Raw genomic sequence first — 16165 nt, 5'->3', positions numbered from 1 at the left:
ATGGCCGATCTGTCGAGCAATTTTCTCGGTATCAAATCCCCCAATCCCTTCTGGCTGGCCTCGGCGCCGCCGACCGATAAGGAATATAACGTCCGCCGCGCCTATGAGGCTGGATGGGGCGGGGTGGTCTGGAAGACTTTGGGCATGGAAGGCCCGCCGGTGGTGAATGTGTCAGGCCCGCGGTATGGCGTGGTCTATGGGGCGGATCGCCGCGTGTTGGGGATCAACAATATCGAGCTGATCACCGATCGCGACCTGCAGACCAACCTCGACGAGATGACCCGCGTCAAGAAGGACTATCCTGACCGCGCGCTGATTGCCTCGATCATGGTGCCCTGCGAGGAAGAGGCGTGGAAGGCGATCCTGCCGCGGGTGATGGAAACCGGCGCCGATGGGATCGAGCTGAACTTCGGTTGTCCGCATGGGATGGCCGAACGCGGGATGGGCTCGGCCGTGGGGCAGGTGCCGGAATATATCGAGATGGTCACCCGCTGGTGTAAACAGTATTACGACAAGCCGGTGATCGTGAAGTTGACGCCCAATATCACCGATATCCGCAAACCCGCCGAGGCCGCTAAACGTGGCGGCGCCGATGCGGTGAGCCTGATCAACACGATCAATTCGATCACCTCTGTCGATCTGGACAGTTTCGCGCCGCAGCCCACGATTGACGGCAAGGGTAGCCACGGTGGCTATTGCGGCCCTGCGGTGAAGCCGATCGCGCTGAATATGGTGGCGGAGATCGCGCGCAGCCCCGAAACCGCAGGCCTGCCGATTTCCGGCATCGGTGGCGTGACCACTTGGCGCGATGCGGCGGAATTCATGGCGCTTGGCGCGGGCAATGTGCAGGTTTGCACGGCGGCGATGACCTATGGGTTCAAGGTCGTGCAGGAGATGATCTCGGGGCTGTCGCATTATATGGACGAGAAAGGGTTCACCTCGATTGACGAGCTGGTAGGCCGCGCGGTGCCCAATACGACCGACTGGCAGTATCTCAACCTCAACTATGTCACCAAAGCCGAGATCAATCAGGACGATTGCATCAAATGCGGGCGTTGCTATGCGGCCTGTGAAGACACCAGCCACCAAGCCATCGCAGTGTCGGAAGACCGCGTCTATTCGGTGAAAGACGAGGAATGCGTGGCCTGTAACCTTTGCGTTGATGTCTGTCCGGTGGATTGCATCACCATGCACGAGCTGGAATTGGGCGAGGTTGATCCCCGCACGGGGCGCGAAGTCGCCGCCTATGCCAATTGGACGACCCATCCCAACAATCCCGCCTCTCAGGCGGCGGAATAAAGGAAGGGGCCGGATGTTCCGGCCCCTTTTATCGTTTCGAAAGGCAGCAGGTCAGTGCTTGTTCTTGTTCGACATGTCGTCTTCGGCCGCGCCCTGAACGCCGATCCCCGTCTCGGGATTGATCGCATTCAGCGGCGCTTCCTCGACAGGTTGCGTGACAGGCGGGGTGACGGCCTCGGGGTCGGTGAAGACCGGAAGCTCCGACCCGAGAAGCTCTGCCCCGTCATTGGCATTGACCGTCGCATCGACATTCGCGCCATCGGGCAACTGGTTTGTGGTGCCCTCGACATCCGCGCCCTTCGCCCCCTTATCCGAGCAGACATACATCGTGCCGCCCACAGCCACCGCAGTCACCGCGACTGCGGCCAGACCTGCCGGAGAGGCTGCGGCAATAGCGGCCACGCCTGCATCCTTCAGCCGGCCTTTCAGCTTGTCCCCTGTCGTTTTGACAACGACCGAACCGATCTTCTTGCCCACCACCTTGCCGGTGACATCCTTGGCAAACCCGTTGGTATTCTCGGTCATCTGTTTGGCGGCATCGCCCGAGCCGTTCACCCGCTCGCAAAAGCTTTTGGACGCCTCGATACAATGGCCGAACCCGTCGCGCTCGCCCTGCGCATAGCCGATATAGGTGTCCTCGTCCTTGTCCCATTGCAGGCAGAAGGGCGCGCGGCCCTGATCGTCAAGCTCGGGGGTCATCGCGCGCAGGGTGACCTGACCGGGGCAGGTGACCTTGCCGCGTGATCCGAAGATCTTTTCGCGCAGGCTCAGGCTTTCTTTCACCTGCGGATTATCGGCATCGAAGACGAACTGGTTCTGCTGGCCGCGAATCGAGGTCTGGCAGCTTTGCAGCTCTGCATGGGCGGGGAAGGCGGAAAATGTTGCAGGCAAGGCCGCGACCAGGGCACTTGTCAGCAGGCAGGGCAGGGAGAGTGATCTCATCATATGCACCGAAAAGGAATAGCGCGACATATCCTATCAGCTTGGCTGTTGCCGCGCCAATGACAGTTTCGCGCGCATCTACGGTTTCTTGCGGGGAAATCCGGCCCTTTCACCGGCGCAAACTTGATGAAAACCGGATTGCTGGATATGCAAAATAAAGCTTCGGAGGAATTCTGTGACCGATACACGCCCATCCGCCCCCCAGAATGCGCAGCACAACGGCGTGCAGACCGCTGTCCAGACCGCAGCGGGGAAGACATCGGGCAAACCCCTGACCCGCATCCAGCGCCGGAATCGCCAGACCATTCTGGAAGCGGCGCTTGAGGTGTTCTCGGCGCATGGGTTCCGCGGATCGACACTGGACCAGATTGCCACCGAGGCGGGGTTGTCCAAGCCCAATCTGCTTTATTACTTCCCCTCGAAAGAGGCGATCCATGTCGAATTGCTGTCGGGGCTGCTGGATGTCTGGCTGGCTCCGCTGCATGCGATGACCGCCGAGGGGGACCCGAAAACCGAGATTATGGCCTATATGCGCCGCAAGCTGGAGATGTCGCGCGAGATGCCACGCGAATCGCGGCTCTTCGCAAATGAGGTGCTTCAGGGGGCGCCGCGCTTCCATGACGGTCTGGCGGGGCAGTTGAAGACGCTGGTCGAGGAGAAAGCGTTAATTATCCAGCAGTGGATCGATGCCGGTCAGCTGGCCAAGGTTGACCCGTATCACCTTATCTTCTCGATATGGTCGCTGACACAACATTATGCTGATTTCGATGTGCAGGTCCGCACCATCTTGGGGTCCGAACGCGATCCCTTCGCCGAGGCCGAGCGTTTTCTGGAGTTTCTGTTCGGCAGGCTGCTGTCTGTCGACCCCTGAGATCCTGTGCCGAGGCTCGCCGGAATAGCCCTTAAGGCGTTAACTATAGCATGTCTTTATCGGCATGGTTAGGGCTTCGGTAACGACTCGCGCCCAAGCTTGATCTGTGGGGGCTCTTTGGGGAAAGGGCTGTGGTGATGGATCGTTTTTCGGGGTTCTTGCCCTCAATCGGTTGGTCGCCGTTGTTGATGCCGGCTTTGGCAAAATCCGCTCCGGCGACAACAGTCGAGGCGGCGGCTGCCTTGTCGTCGAGCAATAGCGGACAGGGGGCAAATGTGGACACGCAAAGCGGGTCCGGCACGGGAACGGGCACGGGTGTGGCACTGGCGCGGCAGGCGGAAAGCAGCACCGCCGAAACCGTATCGGCCAGCTATGTCGATAGCGAGATCCTGGCTCTGCCTGCGGGGCCAAGCCCTGCCTTCCGCGTCTCCTTGCTGGAACAGCAGGCGGCGCGTGTGCGGGCCGGTGTCAGCAGCGCCGAGACGGTGACACCGGAACTGATGACCGAAGCCTATGCCAGTCTGACGCATGATCTGACGCAGACAGACACGGGCTGGGTTGCCGGTGGTACGGCCACGCAGGGCACCGCGCCGGAGACGACGAATCAGGTGGCGGCGGTGCCGGAGACGGCGCCGCAAAGCGGTGCAGATGCGGAGATCGTGACGCTGGATATGACGCGTTGACAGGGTTAACTTTGATTTAAGGGCGTTTTGGCGTCGTGGAAGATCTTAAAAATTGCTTTTGAGGTCCGTGACGGTATGGTCGGGGAAGTTCCCTCCCTGCATCGATCCGTTCCGCCATGTCTTCTTTCGATTGTTCCACGCATGTCTACACAACCTCCTCCCATAAGAAGGGAGAGGTCGATCTGCATGTCGATCTGTATCGCCCGAAAGAGTCCTCCGGGCCGGTGCCGCTTGTCGTGTGGCTGCATGCGGGCGGATTTCGTAAGGGAAGCCGTCAAAGCTGGACCCATGCCAAGATCGCCCAGATCTTTGTTGATGAGGGCTATGCCTTTGCCGCGCTGGATTACCGTCTGGCGCGCCCGCCAGCGGTTCTGTCTTGGCCAACCCAGCAGAAATTATCCGAGCTTCTGAACGATGGGGAAACCCATTGCCCGGGGCTGAACGAGTCTTTCCGTGGCCGTCGTCCGATGGCAGTGGTCGAGGATGTCTGCGCGTTCTTCGGCTGGATCACGGCGCGCGAGGCCGAGTTCGGCCTGTCGGGGGAATATCTGCTGGCAGGGGCCTCTGCCGGTGGGATTTCGGTGCTCAATACCCTGTTTCTGGCCGAGCATCTTGGCCGCACGCTGCCGCCGATCCGCGCAGCCTTCGTGCTATCGGGCGGATTTGCCTTCCCGAGTTTCATGGGCGCGACCCGCACCCCCATTCTGGCAATCCATAATCCGGCGGATGAGCGCGTCGATTTCTCGGCCATCATGCTGCTCAAGGAAAAGCGCCCCGAGCAGGTGGAACTGATTGTCGCGCACCGGCAAAAGCATGGCTTCCCGATGGTGATCCCCGAAGAGCCGATGGCGGCGGGGATTGGCCGTTTTATCACGTTCGACCGGCGGATGCAGAACGGCCTGCCGTTGCGCCGTATGCCGCTGATCCTTGATGCGCCCGGCACCTATGCGGCGGATTCGCTGATTGCCGTGTCCTGAGATCCGCTCGGGCGGGTGCCACTCCAGCAAAGCGGAGTTGCGTTAAGCGACTGGCTCGGCCCCGATTTTCCTGACCATTTTACTTGTCCCGCCCCGCCATCCGGAGCTTATGCGTAAAATTTAGGCGCAGGCTTCAGGTTTCTACGCTCCGGTTAGGGCGGACCCTGTCAGGCCCTTGACCCGTTTCGGCTTGGGGTGTCTCAATATTCTTGACCAGTTGGTCAGAAACGAATTCGTCACAAAGAGGACGCCCGCGAAGACGTTCCGGTGACAGGGAGTATTTGGATATGTCCGCACCCGGAGAAAACCTCCGCATCAATTCCGCACGCCTTTGGGATAGTCTTATGGAAATGGCCAAAATCGGGCCAGGGGTTGCAGGCGGAAATAACCGACAGACCCTGACCGATGAAGATGCCGAAGGGCGCGCGCTGTTCCAGAGCTGGTGCGAGGCGGCGGGCATGTCGATGGGCGTCGACAAGATGGGCACCATGTTTGCCACCCGCGCGGGCGAGGACCCCGAGGCGCTGCCCGTCTATATCGGCAGCCATCTTGATACCCAGCCCACGGGCGGCAAATATGACGGGGTGCTGGGGGTGCTGGCCGCGCTTGAGGTTGTGCGCACCTTGAACGACCTCAATATCAAGACCAGACATCCGATCGTGGTGACCAACTGGGCCAATGAGGAGGGCGCGCGTTTCGCCCCTGCCATGCTGGCCTCTGGGGTTTTCGCGGGCGAGATCGATCTGGATTACGCCTATGGCCGTCAGGATCTTGAGGGCAAGACCTATGGGGCCGAGCTTGAGCGTATCGGCTGGAAGGGCGTCGAAGAGGTCGGCGCGCGCAAGATGCATGCCTATTACGAATATCATATCGAACAGGGGCCGATCCTTGAGGCCGCCGAGAAATCCATTGGTGTTGTGACCCATTGTCAGGGGCTGTGGTGGCTGGAATTCACGCTGACTGGCAAGGATGCGCATACCGGCTCCACGCCGATGGCGATGCGGGTGAATGCGGGTCTTGCCATGAGCCGGATTTTCGAGATGGTTCAGGACGTGGCCATGAAGAACCAGCCGGGAGCTGTGGGCGGTGTGGGGCAGGTGACCTTCACCCCGAACTCGCGCAATGTGCTACCGGGCAAAGTGGTGTTTACCGTCGATATCCGCACGCCCGATCAGGCCAAGCTGGATGCGATGCGCGCCGAGATCGAGACCCGCGCCACTGGGATCTGTGCAGAGCTTGGTGTGGGCTGCGTCATTGATCCGGTGGGGCACTTTGATCCTGTGACCTTCGCGCCGGAGCTGGTGTCGAATGTCCGCACTGCCGCCGAGCGTCTGGGCTACAGCCATATGGATATCATCTCGGGGGCGGGCCATGACGCTTGCTGGGCGGCGAAAGTGGCGCCGACGACGATGATCATGTGCCCCTGTGTCGATGGGCTGTCGCATAACGAGGCCGAGGAAATCAGCCCCGAATGGGCGGCGGCGGGCTGTGATGTTCTGTGTCATGCCGTTCTGGAAACCGCGCAGATCGTGGGGTGATGTATTTTGCGGATAATTCGGTTCATGGAGGTATTACCTCAATGCATACCGGCATTTTCGCAAATCGAACCTTGCAACAAGGATGCTTGAAACATGGGCGTGATGGGTCAATTTCACTGTCAAGACGGCGCACCTTCCTTGGGAGTGCCGGATGCGACAATGAAGGAGATCACAGATGCCGCTTATCCAGTTTCATGTCATCGAAGGGCGCCCCGAGGCCGAGATCAAAGCGATGCTCGATGCCGGTCACGAGGCCGTTCTGGAGGCTTTCGCTGTGCCGCAGGACGACCGCTACCAGCTGGTGACCGAATACAAACCCGGTCGCATGGTGCTGCTGGATACGGGGCTGGGCTTTACCCGCGGCCCGAGCCCGATCCTTGTGCAGGTCTTCTCTTCGCCGCGCAGCGAAGAACAAAAACAGGCCTTCTACGACATTCTTTGCCGCAAGCTGGAAACAGCGATCGGTCTGGATCCGAAAGATCTGATGGTGTCGGTGATGTCCAACACACGCGCGGATTGGAGCTTCGGCTTCGGTCGCGCGCAATTCCTGACGGGCGAACTCTGATCTCTGTTGCGGCTTCGGGCGTAGCACAGATCTGCTGCGCCCCTGCCACAATAGGGAGACACCCATGACGAAAACGGTCATCAAGGGCGGCACGATTGTCACCGCCGATCTGACCTACAAGGCGGATGTTCTGGTCGAGGGCGGCCAGATCATCGAAATCGGGCCTGACCTTGCAGGCGACAAGGTTCTGGACGCCGAGGGCTGCTATGTGATGCCCGGCGGGATCGACCCGCATACCCATCTGGAAATGCCCTTCATGGGCACCTATTCCGCCGATGATTTTGACGCGGGGACAGCTGCGGCGGTCTCGGGCGGCACCACGATGGTGATCGATTTCGCCCTGCCCAATCCGGGCGAGAGTATGCTTGATGCGCTGAAGAAATGGGACAATAAAGCCGCCCGCGCGCATTGCGATTACAGTTTCCATATGGCGGTGACATGGTGGGGTGAGCAGGTCTTTGACGAGATGAAGACCATCACCGAGCGCGGCATCAATTCCTTCAAGCATTTCATGGCCTATAAGGGCAGCCTGATGGTCAATGATGACGAGCTGTTTGCCTCGTTCAAACGTTGCGCCGAGCTGGGCGCGCTGCCGATGGTCCATGCCGAGAATGGCGATGTGGTGGCCGAGATGTCGGCACGCCTTCTGGCCGAGGGCAATACCGGCCCAGAGGCCCATGCCTATTCCCGCCCGACGATTGTGGAGGGCGAGGCCACCAACCGCGCGATCATGATTGCCGATATGGCGGGCGTGCCGCTTTATGTGGTGCATACCTCCTGCGAGGAGAGCCATGAGGCGATCCGCCGTGCTAAGATGCTGGGCAAGCGCGTCTATGGCGAGCCGCTGATCCAACATCTGGTGCTGGATGAAAGCGAGTATTTCGACAAGGATTGGGACCATTCGGCGCGGCGCGTGATGTCGCCGCCGTTCCGCAACAAGCAACATCAGGACAGTCTTTGGGCGGGTCTGGCTTCGGGCACCCTGTCTTGCGTGGCGACTGATCACTGTGCCTTCACGACCGAGCAGAAGCGCTATGGCGTGGGCGATTTCACCAAGATCCCCAATGGCACGGGCGGGCTTGAGGACCGGATGCCGATGCTCTGGACCTACGGGGTGAATACGGGCCGCATCACGATGAATGAGTTTGTCGCCGTGACCTCGACCAATATCGCCAAGATCATGAACATCTATCCCAAGAAGGGCGCGGTTCTGGTGGGCGCGGACGCCGATCTGGTCGTCTGGGACCCCGAGGCCAGCAAGGTGGTCTCCGCCAAGACGCAGGTGTCCTCGATCGATTACAACGTCTTCGAGGGCAAAGAGGTCAAGGGCCTGCCGCGCTATACGCTGTCGCGCGGGGTGGTTGCGGCCGTCGAGGGCCGTGTCGAGGCGCCCGAAGGCCATGGGCAATTTGTCGCCCGCCCGCCGGGAACGGCGGTGTCTAAAGCGCTGTCGACATGGAAAGAGCTGACCGCGCCGCGCCCTGTCGTGCGCGCCGGTATTCCGGCCAGCGGCGTCTGAGACGTCAACTCTTGCGGGGTGCCCGCCTTCTGGGCATCCTCAACCCACAGAGCCCGGAAAACGGGTCATTAGGGAAAAACGGGGAAGATGAAGAAACCGATTATCAATGCGCGCGATGTCAATCTGGTGTTTGAAACCAATGACGGGCCGGTGCAGGCGCTGAAGGATGTGAACCTGTCCATCGAGCGCGGGGAGTTCGTGTCGTTTATCGGGCCTTCGGGCTGTGGCAAAACGACCTTTCTGCGCTGTATCGCAGCGCTCGAAACGCCCACGGGGGGCGCGTTGACCGTTAACGGGATTTCGCCCGATGAGGCCCGTAAGGCGCGAAGCTATGGCTATGTGTTTCAGGCGGCGGGTCTTTATCCGTGGCGGACGATTGCGGGAAATATCAAGCTGCCCTTGGAAATCATGGGCTATCCGAAGGCCGAGATGGATGCGCGGGTCGAGAAGGTTCTGGAGCTGGTGGACCTCAAGGGCTTTGGCCGGAAGTTTCCGTGGCAGCTGTCGGGCGGCATGCAGCAGCGCGCCTCTATCGCGCGGGCGTTGTCCTTTGATGCCGATATTCTCTTGATGGACGAGCCGTTCGGGGCGCTTGACGAGATCGTGCGCGACAAGCTGAACGAGGAGCTGTTGGCGCTTTGGGCGCGGACGGGCAAGACGATCGGTTTTGTGACCCATTCGATCCCCGAGGCGGTTTATCTTTCGACCAAGATCGTGGTGATGAGCCCGCGCCCTGGGCGGATCACCGATGTGATCGATAGCCCCTTGCCGAAGGAGCGTCCCTTGGAGATCCGCGATAGTCCAGAGTTTCTGGAGATTGCGCATCGGGTGCGTGAGGGGCTGCATGCGGGGCATGCCCATGTGTGAATTTGTTTGCAAGGGAAGGGGGGCGCTGCCCCCCAACCCCCCCGGGATATTTAGGGCAGCTGGAACTGTGATCGGGGGGGACTCATGACGCGGGTTGGTCCGGTATTGGTTGTGGTTTGTGCCATTATCGCGGTCTGGTATGGCGCGACGGTCTGGCTGAACAGTGCCTGGGTGTATGATCAGGCGGCGCGTTCGGGGCAGGCGGTTGGATTTTGGAATATGGTTGGTCAGACGATGGCGCTGGACAGGCCCGTATTGCCTGCGCCGCATCAGGTTGTGATGGGGCTTTGGGACGGGGTCACGGGACAGAAAGTGACGTCGAAGCGGTCTTTGGTCTATCATGGCTGGATTACGCTGGAGGCCACGGGGCTCGGGTTTATCATCGGGACCGTGGCGGGGCTGTTGCTGGCCGTGGCGCTGGTGCATAACAAGGCGCTGGATATGAGTTTCATGCCTTGGGCGATTGCAAGCCAGACGATCCCCGTGCTGGCGATTGCGCCGATGGTGATTGTGGTTCTGGCCTCGCTGGGGGTGAAGGGGCTTTTGCCGAAGGCGCTGATTGCGGCTTATCTGAGTTTCTTCCCTGTCTTGGTGGGGATGGTGAAGGGTTTGCGCGCACCTGATGCGATGCAGATTGATCTGTTGCGCACCTATGGCGCGCCGAAGACGGCGATCTTCTGGAAGCTGCGGTTGCCGTCCTCGATGGCCTATTTCTTTGCCTCGCTGAAGGTCGGGGTGGCGGCGGCTTTGGTGGGCACCATTGTGGCTGAATTGCCCGCAGGGGCTGTGGCGGGGCTTGGTGCGCGTCTGTTGCAGGGCAGCTATTACGGGCAGACGATCCAGATCTGGGCGGCACTGATTGCGGCAGCCTGTCTGGCAGCGGTGCTGGTGGGGCTGGTGGGCCTGATCGAGACGGTCGTGTTGAAACGGATGGGGTTGGTAAGATGAGCTTTCTGATCTTTGCGATCCTGTTCTGGGCCGTGGCCTTCTGGATGAATGCAACCATCGCGGCACGTTGGTCCGAGACAGGATGGGCGCGCTATTTTGTGCCTGCGCTCTTTGGCGTGACGCTTCTGGTGCTGTGGGAGGGGATCGTGCGCGGCTTTGCGGTGCCACAGGTGATCCTGCCTGCGCCAAGCCAGATTGCGATGCGCTTTGCGGCCTCGACCGGTGTGCTTTGGGTCGATTTCCGCCAGACCATTCTGAAGGGGGCGCTTTCGGGCTATGTGATGGGCTGTGCTGCGGCCTTTGTGATGGCGGTGCTGGTGGACCGTTCGGCCTTTCTGGAACGGGGGCTGATGCCGGTGGGGAACTTCCTTGCCGCGCTGCCGATCGTGGGGATCGCGCCGATTTTCGTCATGTGGTTCGGCTTTGACTGGCAGTCGAAGGCGGCGGTGGTGATTGTCACCGTGTTCTTTCCGGTGCTGGTCAATATGGTCGCGGGGTTGAAGGCCACCGATCCGCTGCAGTGCGATCTGATGCGCACCTATTCGGCCAGCTATCTGCAGACGCTGATAAAAATGCGCCTGCCTGCGGCTTTGCCCTTCCTGTTCAACGGGCTGAAGATTGCCACCACTCTGGCGCTGATCGGGGCGATTGTTGCTGAATTTTTCGGCTCTCCGACGCGGGGGATGGGGTTTCGGATCTCGACCGCGGTGGGGCAACTCGACATGGCACTGGTTTGGTCTGAAATTACGGTAGCGGCGTTGGCTGGTACCGGATTCTACGGGCTGATTGCGCTGGCCGAAAAAGTGCTGACCTTCTGGCATCCGTCTCAAAGGGGATGAGGCGGGCCAAGAGACGGCAAGATAAAAACCAACAGGAGAGTAAGATGAAGAACTGGATGATGGGCGCGGCGCTGGCGGCTTTGGCGACGGCAAGCCCTGCCTTTGCGGCGGATGTGACGCTGCAGCTGAAATGGGTCACGCAGGCGCAGTTTGCAGGCTATTACGTGGCGAAGGACAAAGGGTTTTACGAGGATGAGGGCATTGATGTGGATATCCTGCCCGGTGGTCCCGATATCTCGCCCACGCAGGTGATGGCCGGTGGTGGGGCCGATGTGACGGTGGACTGGATGCCCTCGGCCTTGGCCGCGCGCGAGAAAGGGCTGCCGCTTGTGAATATCGCGCAGCCGTTCAAATCCTCGGGCATGATGCTGACCTGCCTGAAGGAAAGCGGCATCAAGAGCCCCGAGGATTTCAAGGGCAAGACGCTGGGCGTGTGGTTTGGCGGCAATGAATACCCGTTTTTGAGCTGGATGAGCACCTTGGGCATCCCCACAGATGGTTCTCCCGAGGGGGTGACGGTGCTCAAGCAGGGCTTCAATGTCGATCCGCTTTTGCAAAAGCAGGCTTCCTGCATTTCGACCATGACCTATAATGAATACTGGCAGATCATCGAGGCGGGGATTTCCCCCGATGATCTGGTGACGTTCAAATACGAGGACGAGGGTGTGGCGACGCTTGAGGACGGTCTTTACGTCATGCAGGACAAGCTGGAAGATCCGGACTTCAAGGCGAAGATGGTCAAATTTGTCCGTGCGTCGATGAAGGGCTGGAAATGGGCCGAGGAAAACCCCGATGAGGCCGCCGAGATCGTGCTGGACAACGATATGACCGGGGCACAGACCGAAGAGCACCAGAAGCGCATGATGGAAGAGGTCGCCAAGCTGACGGCAGGGTCCAATGGCGCGCTGGATCCGGCAGATTACCAGCGCACCGTGAAGGTGCTGATGAATGGCGGCTCGGATCCGGTGATCACCAAAGAGCCGGAAGGCGCCTATACGCTGGAGATTACCGACGAGGCGCTGAAGTAAGCCTTTGGCATGACAGGGAGGGCGCGCGGGCAGAGGATCGCGCGCCCTTCCGGTTTTAATCGAAATTTCACCGCCCTCTGGCAGTCTGCATGTGGACGAGGCCCAGAGGAGGGCGGTATGAGTAAAGCGACAGTACATAAAGAGATCGTCAAGGAAGACGGGCTGCCGGCATGGGTGAAATGGGGCCTGTTTCCGGTCATGATCGGCGGCTTTGGCTGGGCGTTCTTTGCGGTGTCCCAAAGCCAGTTTGCGGCCCCTGCGTCATTTCTGTTCAACACACCCACGCAAGAGGTCGAGGCGGCCTATTGCATGGTCGTCGCCGAAGAGATCCACCCCAATCTGGTGCCGCCCGGCTCGTATATCAGCGAGGCGCGCAATTTCTGGATGGAGCGGTTGCGCAAGATCGCGGGGCCGACAATGGGCGAGGCGCTTCTCAAGGCGCGGGTTCAGCTGACGCGCGATATCGAACAGGTCACGAAACCCAACCCGAAACGCGAATGGCTGGAATTTACGGTCAGCGAATGCAGCCATAAGGCCACAAGCTACGGTATGCGCTTCCGCGAATTCCAGTAACGTCGCTATCCAAGCGGCCCGCGGGTCTGGCCCTGTGCTCCGGCATCTGTCTCGGGCAGCGCGCGCCCGGGCCCGGGTTCGGTGTTCAGCATGGCTTCGGCGCGGGTCTTGGGCAGGGCCGAGGGGATTTCGCGCTGGATATAGTCGATCAGCCCCTCGCGCATCTCGCAGCGCAGATCGAAGACGCGTGGCGCGGTGCGGGCCGATACCAGAACGCGCACCTCCATCACCCGTTCACGGAAATCGGTGACCTGCATCGCATAGACCTTGCCATCCCAGAGCCGGTTGTCCTCGGCGATTTTCTGGCCTGCCTTGCGCAGATCGGCAATCGGGGCGGAATGGTCGAGATAGAACATACAGGTGCCGATCAGTTCGGCATTCTCGCGGGTCCAGTTCTGGAAGGGTTGCTCGATGAAATAGCTCAGCGGCACCACAAGCCGACGCCAGTCCCAGAGTTTGAGCACGACATAGGTCGAAGTGATTTCCTCGACCCATCCCCATTCCCCCTCCACGATCAGCGCATCATCGATACGGATCGGCTGGGTCAGGGCAAGCTGGATACCGGCAATCAGGTTTTTGAGGATGGGTTGCAGGGCAAGGCCCACCACAATCCCTGCAGCTCCACCCGCCGCCAGCAGCGAGACCCCATATTGGCGCACGGCAGGCACCGTCATCAGGGCGGCGGCGACCGCCAGAACCACGATGGCAACATTTGCCACACGGAGCAGGATGCGCGCCTGCGTCACATGCTTGCGCGCCAGAAGATTGTCCTCGGCATCCAGCTTGAAACGGCGCATATGCAGCGTCGTCCAGATGTAGAGCGCGGTATGCGCGATCCATGCCAGACAGAGGATGAAGGCAATCAGCAGCAGGTGACTGATCAGCCGCGCCGCTCCCTCGGACAGGGGCGCGACGCTGATCCCTATGCCAAGCGCCAGCACGATCATCAGAAGACGCAGCGGTCGGGTAGAGCGCCCGACCAGCGAACGCCAGAACAGATCACGGTTGCGCACCATCCGGTCCAGCATGCTGCGCACCACCCGATGCAGCGCCAATGCCAGCAGCAGGCACATCGCCAGCACCAGCGTTGAAACCGCCCAATCCGGCAGGTAGCGGCTGGCATGATCCACCGCCGTGCTGACCGCATCATTCACCGCGGTTTCAAGGTCCTGCAACCCTTCCGGCAGGGTCTCATGCGCCCCTTCGAGGGTCTGTCCGGTATCGGGGGTGGTCTGGGAGGCCATCTTTGTCTCCGATCTCTTACGCGCCCTCTTATGCTGCGTTGCGGCGCGAAGAAGTCAAGCCGAGCCGTCCCGATCTGCGGCATTTTGCTTCCGTGACGGGATGTTTCGCGCTATCCCTTTGACAGGACTGTCTGATTGGCGGCTTTTGGGCGAGAGGACTGGCATGGTGCGCGCGGCGCTTACCGGCACCCGCATCCGCGAAAGACGGATGGCGATGGGCATGCGGCAGGCAGAGCTTGCCAGTCGTATCGGCATGTCCGCGGCCTATATCAACCTGATCGAACATAACCGGCGTCGGGTGGCCGATAGCCTGCTGGAGCAGATTGCCGCCGCGTTGGAGGTCGATCCGATGGCGCTGGCCGAAGGGGCAGAGGGCGTCTTGTTCGACAATCTGCGCGAGGCGGCGGCGCAGGCGCCTGCCGATATCGCCACGCAGATCGAGAGCGACCGGATCGAGGAATTCGTCAGCCGTTTTCCGGGCTGGGCCGCGCTTCTGTCCGAGCGCCAGCGGCAGGTCGGGGCGCTGAACCGGCTGGTGGAGCAGCTCTCCGAGCGGCTGTCGGAGGACCCGTTTCTGCTGGATGGTCTGCACGAGGTCATCTCGGCGGTGACCAGTCTTCGCTCGACGGCGGCGATCCTTACCGACGAGCCGCAGATCGAACCGGAATGGCAGGCGCGGTTCTTGCAGACGATTTCGGGGGAAAGCCTGCGTCTGTCGGGGGCGGCAGAGGCGCTGGTGGGCTATCTGGATGCACAAAGCGGGGCGGATCTCGGGCAGTCCGGCCCGTTCGAGCAGATGGAGGCATGGCTGCGCGATCAGGGTTGGTCGGTGGCCGAGCTGGAGGCCAATCCCCGTGCCAGGGTGGCCGATATTGTCCAGAATGCGCCCGAGCTTGCCTCGGATGCGGCCCGTGCTTTGGTGCGCGACTGGCTGGAGCGGATGCGCAATGATATCCGCGCCTTTCCGATGGCACGGCTGGAAGAGGGGCTCGCGCGGTTTGGAATGTCTCCGGGCGAGATCGCGGCGGCCTATCAGTTGCCCGCCGATCTGGTTCTGCGCCGTCTGGCGCAACTGCCAGCAGGGCATCCGGTGCTGCCCGATCTGGGGCTGGTGATCTGCGATGCTTCGGGGGCGGTGATTTTCCGCAGGCCGTGCAGCGGCTTTGCCCTGCCGCGTTACGGGGCGGGATGTGCCTTGTGGCCGATCTATGATGCGCTGCGCCAGCCGATGCAGCCGTTGCGCCATGATGTGGAAATTGCCGGTCGGGTCAGCCAGAGCTTTACCACCTATGCGATTTCCGTGCCGCAGGTGGTGGGCGCCGGCTTTGGTCAGCCGGTTGCGGTGCAGGCCTATATGCTGATCGTGCCGCTGGATCCGGCCGCGCTGTTGCAGCCGCGCAGGCCGATTGGCGTGACCTGCCGGATCTGTCCGCGCAGTGCCTGCAGCGCGCGGCGCGAGCCCTCGATTCTGGGGGCGGTGCGCGCCGAGCTGGGATAGGCTCCGCTTTAAGACCAATCGGCAGCAAGATCTTGAGCGCAGAATTTGACACAACCCCTCCGGCAAGAGATAGTCGAGACGGGAGAAGGAGAGACGGGCATGCCGCAAGACCATGTTCTTCTGATCGAGGATGAACCGAATATTGTCGAGGCGCTGCGCTTTATCCTGTCGCGGCGTGGTTTTGTTGTGTCGAGTGAATCCGATGGGGCAAAGGCGTTGGGGGCCATAGAGACCACCCGACCCGATGCCGTGATTCTGGATATGATGCTGCCCGGCCTGTCGGGGCTGGAGATCCTGACGCAGATGCGCGCGCATCCGGCCTTGCGGGCAATCCCCGTGCTGATGCTGACCGCGCGCGGGCAGGCGCGTGACCGTGCCGCGGCAGACCAGGCGGGCGCGACGGCCTTTCTGGCCAAGCCCTTCGCCAATGCCGATCTGGTCGCGGCGCTGGATGGTATGCTGGCCGCGTGTCGCGCGCCTGCGGCGCAGGGGGTGCGTCATGGCACCGGCTAGAGCGCCGCTTTTTCTGGCTAGGCGGTCCTACCGGCTGCGGCGGGTAATGGATGCGCTGCGCCTGCTTCCGCTGTTCGGGCTGATCCTGTTCGTGTTGCCCGCGATGTTTGTGGTGGAGCCGTCGCAGGTGGCGCGGTTCGGGCTGTATATCTTTGCGGTCTGGGGGGCGGTGATTGCCGTGACGGCCTATCTGTCGCGCAGGCTCGACCGGGCGCTGGATCCCGGCGAACCGCTGGCCGAAATTCGCGATGACTGAGCGAT

General features: G+C 61.1%; 17 protein-coding genes. 15 read left to right on the top strand and 2 right to left on the bottom strand.

Features of this window, described 5'->3' with window-relative positions; translation table 11 throughout:
• Nucleotides 1-1299, top strand: a complete 1299-nt coding sequence (preA, locus tag AC2ISB_RS07710; protein WP_486574646.1) for an NAD-dependent dihydropyrimidine dehydrogenase subunit PreA — start codon at nucleotides 1-3, stop codon at nucleotides 1297-1299.
• A 51-nt stretch (nucleotides 1300-1350) separates the two neighbouring features.
• Here preA and AC2ISB_RS07705 read toward each other — a convergent pair whose 3' ends face one another.
• Nucleotides 1351-2271 carry a hypothetical protein gene (locus tag AC2ISB_RS07705; RefSeq protein ID WP_406720983.1) on the bottom strand — a complete coding sequence of 307 codons (921 nt, stop codon included), beginning with the start codon at nucleotides 2269-2271 and terminating at the stop codon, nucleotides 1351-1353.
• A gap of 241 nt (nucleotides 2272-2512) precedes the next feature.
• Here AC2ISB_RS07705 and AC2ISB_RS07700 point away from each other — a divergent pair, with 241 nt between their 5' ends.
• The 11 genes from AC2ISB_RS07700 (at nucleotide 2513) to AC2ISB_RS07650 (ending at nucleotide 12649) form a co-directional block, all read left to right on the top strand.
• A complete protein-coding gene (locus tag AC2ISB_RS07700) occupies nucleotides 2513-3112 on the top strand; it encodes a TetR family transcriptional regulator C-terminal domain-containing protein (protein WP_339109520.1) in 600 nt (199 codons plus the stop codon).
• 137 nt (nucleotides 3113-3249) lie between these two features.
• Nucleotides 3250-3795, top strand: coding sequence for a hypothetical protein (locus AC2ISB_RS07695; RefSeq protein WP_406720982.1), 546 nt, complete (start codon nucleotides 3250-3252; stop codon nucleotides 3793-3795).
• Between the two features lie 116 nt (nucleotides 3796-3911).
• Nucleotides 3912-4772 carry an alpha/beta hydrolase gene (locus AC2ISB_RS07690; RefSeq protein ID WP_486574645.1) on the top strand — a complete coding sequence of 287 codons (861 nt, stop codon included), beginning with the start codon at nucleotides 3912-3914 and terminating at the stop codon, nucleotides 4770-4772.
• 287 nt (nucleotides 4773-5059) lie between these two features.
• Nucleotides 5060-6310: a Zn-dependent hydrolase gene (locus AC2ISB_RS07685; RefSeq protein WP_486574644.1), complete on the top strand. Its 1251-nt coding sequence runs from the start codon at nucleotides 5060-5062 to the stop codon at nucleotides 6308-6310.
• A 175-nt stretch (nucleotides 6311-6485) separates the two neighbouring features.
• The gene (locus AC2ISB_RS07680) at nucleotides 6486-6875 is read left to right on the top strand and encodes a tautomerase family protein (protein WP_339107650.1); all 390 of its coding nucleotides are present in this window, start codon (nucleotides 6486-6488) and stop codon (nucleotides 6873-6875) included.
• A gap of 64 nt (nucleotides 6876-6939) precedes the next feature.
• Complete coding sequence (gene hydA, locus AC2ISB_RS07675) at nucleotides 6940-8394, top strand: dihydropyrimidinase (RefSeq protein WP_486574643.1); 1455 nt, start codon at nucleotides 6940-6942, stop codon at nucleotides 8392-8394.
• Between the two features lie 87 nt (nucleotides 8395-8481).
• Complete coding sequence (locus AC2ISB_RS07670; protein WP_339107648.1) at nucleotides 8482-9261, top strand: ABC transporter ATP-binding protein; 780 nt, start codon at nucleotides 8482-8484, stop codon at nucleotides 9259-9261.
• A gap of 84 nt (nucleotides 9262-9345) precedes the next feature.
• Nucleotides 9346-10209, top strand: coding sequence for an ABC transporter permease (locus AC2ISB_RS07665; protein ID WP_406720979.1), 864 nt, complete (start codon nucleotides 9346-9348; stop codon nucleotides 10207-10209).
• A 44-nt stretch (nucleotides 10210-10253) separates the two neighbouring features.
• A complete protein-coding gene (locus AC2ISB_RS07660) occupies nucleotides 10254-11048 on the top strand; it encodes an ABC transporter permease (RefSeq protein WP_486576772.1) in 795 nt (264 codons plus the stop codon).
• A 44-nt stretch (nucleotides 11049-11092) separates the two neighbouring features.
• Nucleotides 11093-12076, top strand: coding sequence for an ABC transporter substrate-binding protein (locus tag AC2ISB_RS07655; RefSeq protein WP_339107645.1), 984 nt, complete (start codon nucleotides 11093-11095; stop codon nucleotides 12074-12076).
• A 117-nt stretch (nucleotides 12077-12193) separates the two neighbouring features.
• Nucleotides 12194-12649: a hypothetical protein gene (locus AC2ISB_RS07650; protein ID WP_339107644.1), complete on the top strand. Its 456-nt coding sequence runs from the start codon at nucleotides 12194-12196 to the stop codon at nucleotides 12647-12649.
• A 5-nt stretch (nucleotides 12650-12654) separates the two neighbouring features.
• Here AC2ISB_RS07650 and AC2ISB_RS07645 read toward each other — a convergent pair whose 3' ends face one another.
• Nucleotides 12655-13893 carry a mechanosensitive ion channel family protein gene (locus AC2ISB_RS07645; RefSeq protein ID WP_339107643.1) on the bottom strand — a complete coding sequence of 413 codons (1239 nt, stop codon included), beginning with the start codon at nucleotides 13891-13893 and terminating at the stop codon, nucleotides 12655-12657.
• Nucleotides 13894-14056: 163 nt separating this feature from the next.
• On the opposite strand from AC2ISB_RS07645, the gene AC2ISB_RS07640 reads away from it, so the two are divergent.
• The 3 genes from AC2ISB_RS07640 (at nucleotide 14057) to AC2ISB_RS07630 (ending at nucleotide 16160) form a co-directional block, all read left to right on the top strand.
• Nucleotides 14057-15391, top strand: coding sequence for a short-chain fatty acyl-CoA regulator family protein (locus tag AC2ISB_RS07640; RefSeq protein ID WP_486574642.1), 1335 nt, complete (start codon nucleotides 14057-14059; stop codon nucleotides 15389-15391).
• Nucleotides 15392-15490: 99 nt separating this feature from the next.
• Complete coding sequence (locus AC2ISB_RS07635) at nucleotides 15491-15904, top strand: response regulator transcription factor (RefSeq protein ID WP_339107641.1); 414 nt, start codon at nucleotides 15491-15493, stop codon at nucleotides 15902-15904.
• Nucleotides 15891-16160 carry a hypothetical protein gene (locus AC2ISB_RS07630; RefSeq protein WP_406720977.1) on the top strand — a complete coding sequence of 90 codons (270 nt, stop codon included), beginning with the start codon at nucleotides 15891-15893 and terminating at the stop codon, nucleotides 16158-16160. The genes AC2ISB_RS07635 and AC2ISB_RS07630 overlap by 14 nt, the downstream gene beginning before the upstream one ends.
• Nucleotides 16161-16165: the final 5 nt, after the last annotated feature.

This window comes from Thioclava sp. NS-SX20 (assembly GCF_057380695.1).
This window is presented reverse-complemented; position numbering and strand designations above follow the sequence as displayed.

What these genes read in the sequence shown, in the direction of transcription:
- AC2ISB_RS07655 (WP_339107645.1), top strand. Translation starts at nt 11,093, where the DNA reads ATGAAGAACTGGATGATGGGCGCGGCGCTGGCGGCTTTGGCGACGGCA.
- AC2ISB_RS07685 (WP_486574644.1), top strand. Translation starts at nt 5,060, where the DNA reads ATGTCCGCACCCGGAGAAAACCTCCGCATCAATTCCGCACGCCTTTGG.
- AC2ISB_RS07670 (WP_339107648.1), top strand. Translation starts at nt 8,482, where the DNA reads ATGAAGAAACCGATTATCAATGCGCGCGATGTCAATCTGGTGTTTGAA.
- AC2ISB_RS07645 (WP_339107643.1), bottom strand. Translation starts at nt 13,893, where the DNA reads ATGGCCTCCCAGACCACCCCCGATACCGGACAGACCCTCGAAGGGGCG.
- AC2ISB_RS07660 (WP_486576772.1), top strand. Translation starts at nt 10,254, where the DNA reads ATGAATGCAACCATCGCGGCACGTTGGTCCGAGACAGGATGGGCGCGC.
- AC2ISB_RS07705 (WP_406720983.1), bottom strand. Translation starts at nt 2,271, where the DNA reads ATGTCGCGCTATTCCTTTTCGGTGCATATGATGAGATCACTCTCCCTG.
- hydA (WP_486574643.1), top strand. Translation starts at nt 6,940, where the DNA reads ATGACGAAAACGGTCATCAAGGGCGGCACGATTGTCACCGCCGATCTG.
- AC2ISB_RS07690 (WP_486574645.1), top strand. Translation starts at nt 3,912, where the DNA reads ATGTCTTCTTTCGATTGTTCCACGCATGTCTACACAACCTCCTCCCAT.
- AC2ISB_RS07695 (WP_406720982.1), top strand. Translation starts at nt 3,250, where the DNA reads ATGGATCGTTTTTCGGGGTTCTTGCCCTCAATCGGTTGGTCGCCGTTG.
- AC2ISB_RS07665 (WP_406720979.1), top strand. Translation starts at nt 9,346, where the DNA reads ATGACGCGGGTTGGTCCGGTATTGGTTGTGGTTTGTGCCATTATCGCG.
- AC2ISB_RS07650 (WP_339107644.1), top strand. Translation starts at nt 12,194, where the DNA reads ATGAGTAAAGCGACAGTACATAAAGAGATCGTCAAGGAAGACGGGCTG.
- AC2ISB_RS07635 (WP_339107641.1), top strand. Translation starts at nt 15,491, where the DNA reads ATGCCGCAAGACCATGTTCTTCTGATCGAGGATGAACCGAATATTGTC.
- AC2ISB_RS07680 (WP_339107650.1), top strand. Translation starts at nt 6,486, where the DNA reads ATGCCGCTTATCCAGTTTCATGTCATCGAAGGGCGCCCCGAGGCCGAG.
- preA (WP_486574646.1), top strand. Translation starts at nt 1, where the DNA reads ATGGCCGATCTGTCGAGCAATTTTCTCGGTATCAAATCCCCCAATCCC.
- AC2ISB_RS07630 (WP_406720977.1), top strand. Translation starts at nt 15,891, where the DNA reads ATGGCACCGGCTAGAGCGCCGCTTTTTCTGGCTAGGCGGTCCTACCGG.
- AC2ISB_RS07640 (WP_486574642.1), top strand. Translation starts at nt 14,057, where the DNA reads ATGGTGCGCGCGGCGCTTACCGGCACCCGCATCCGCGAAAGACGGATG.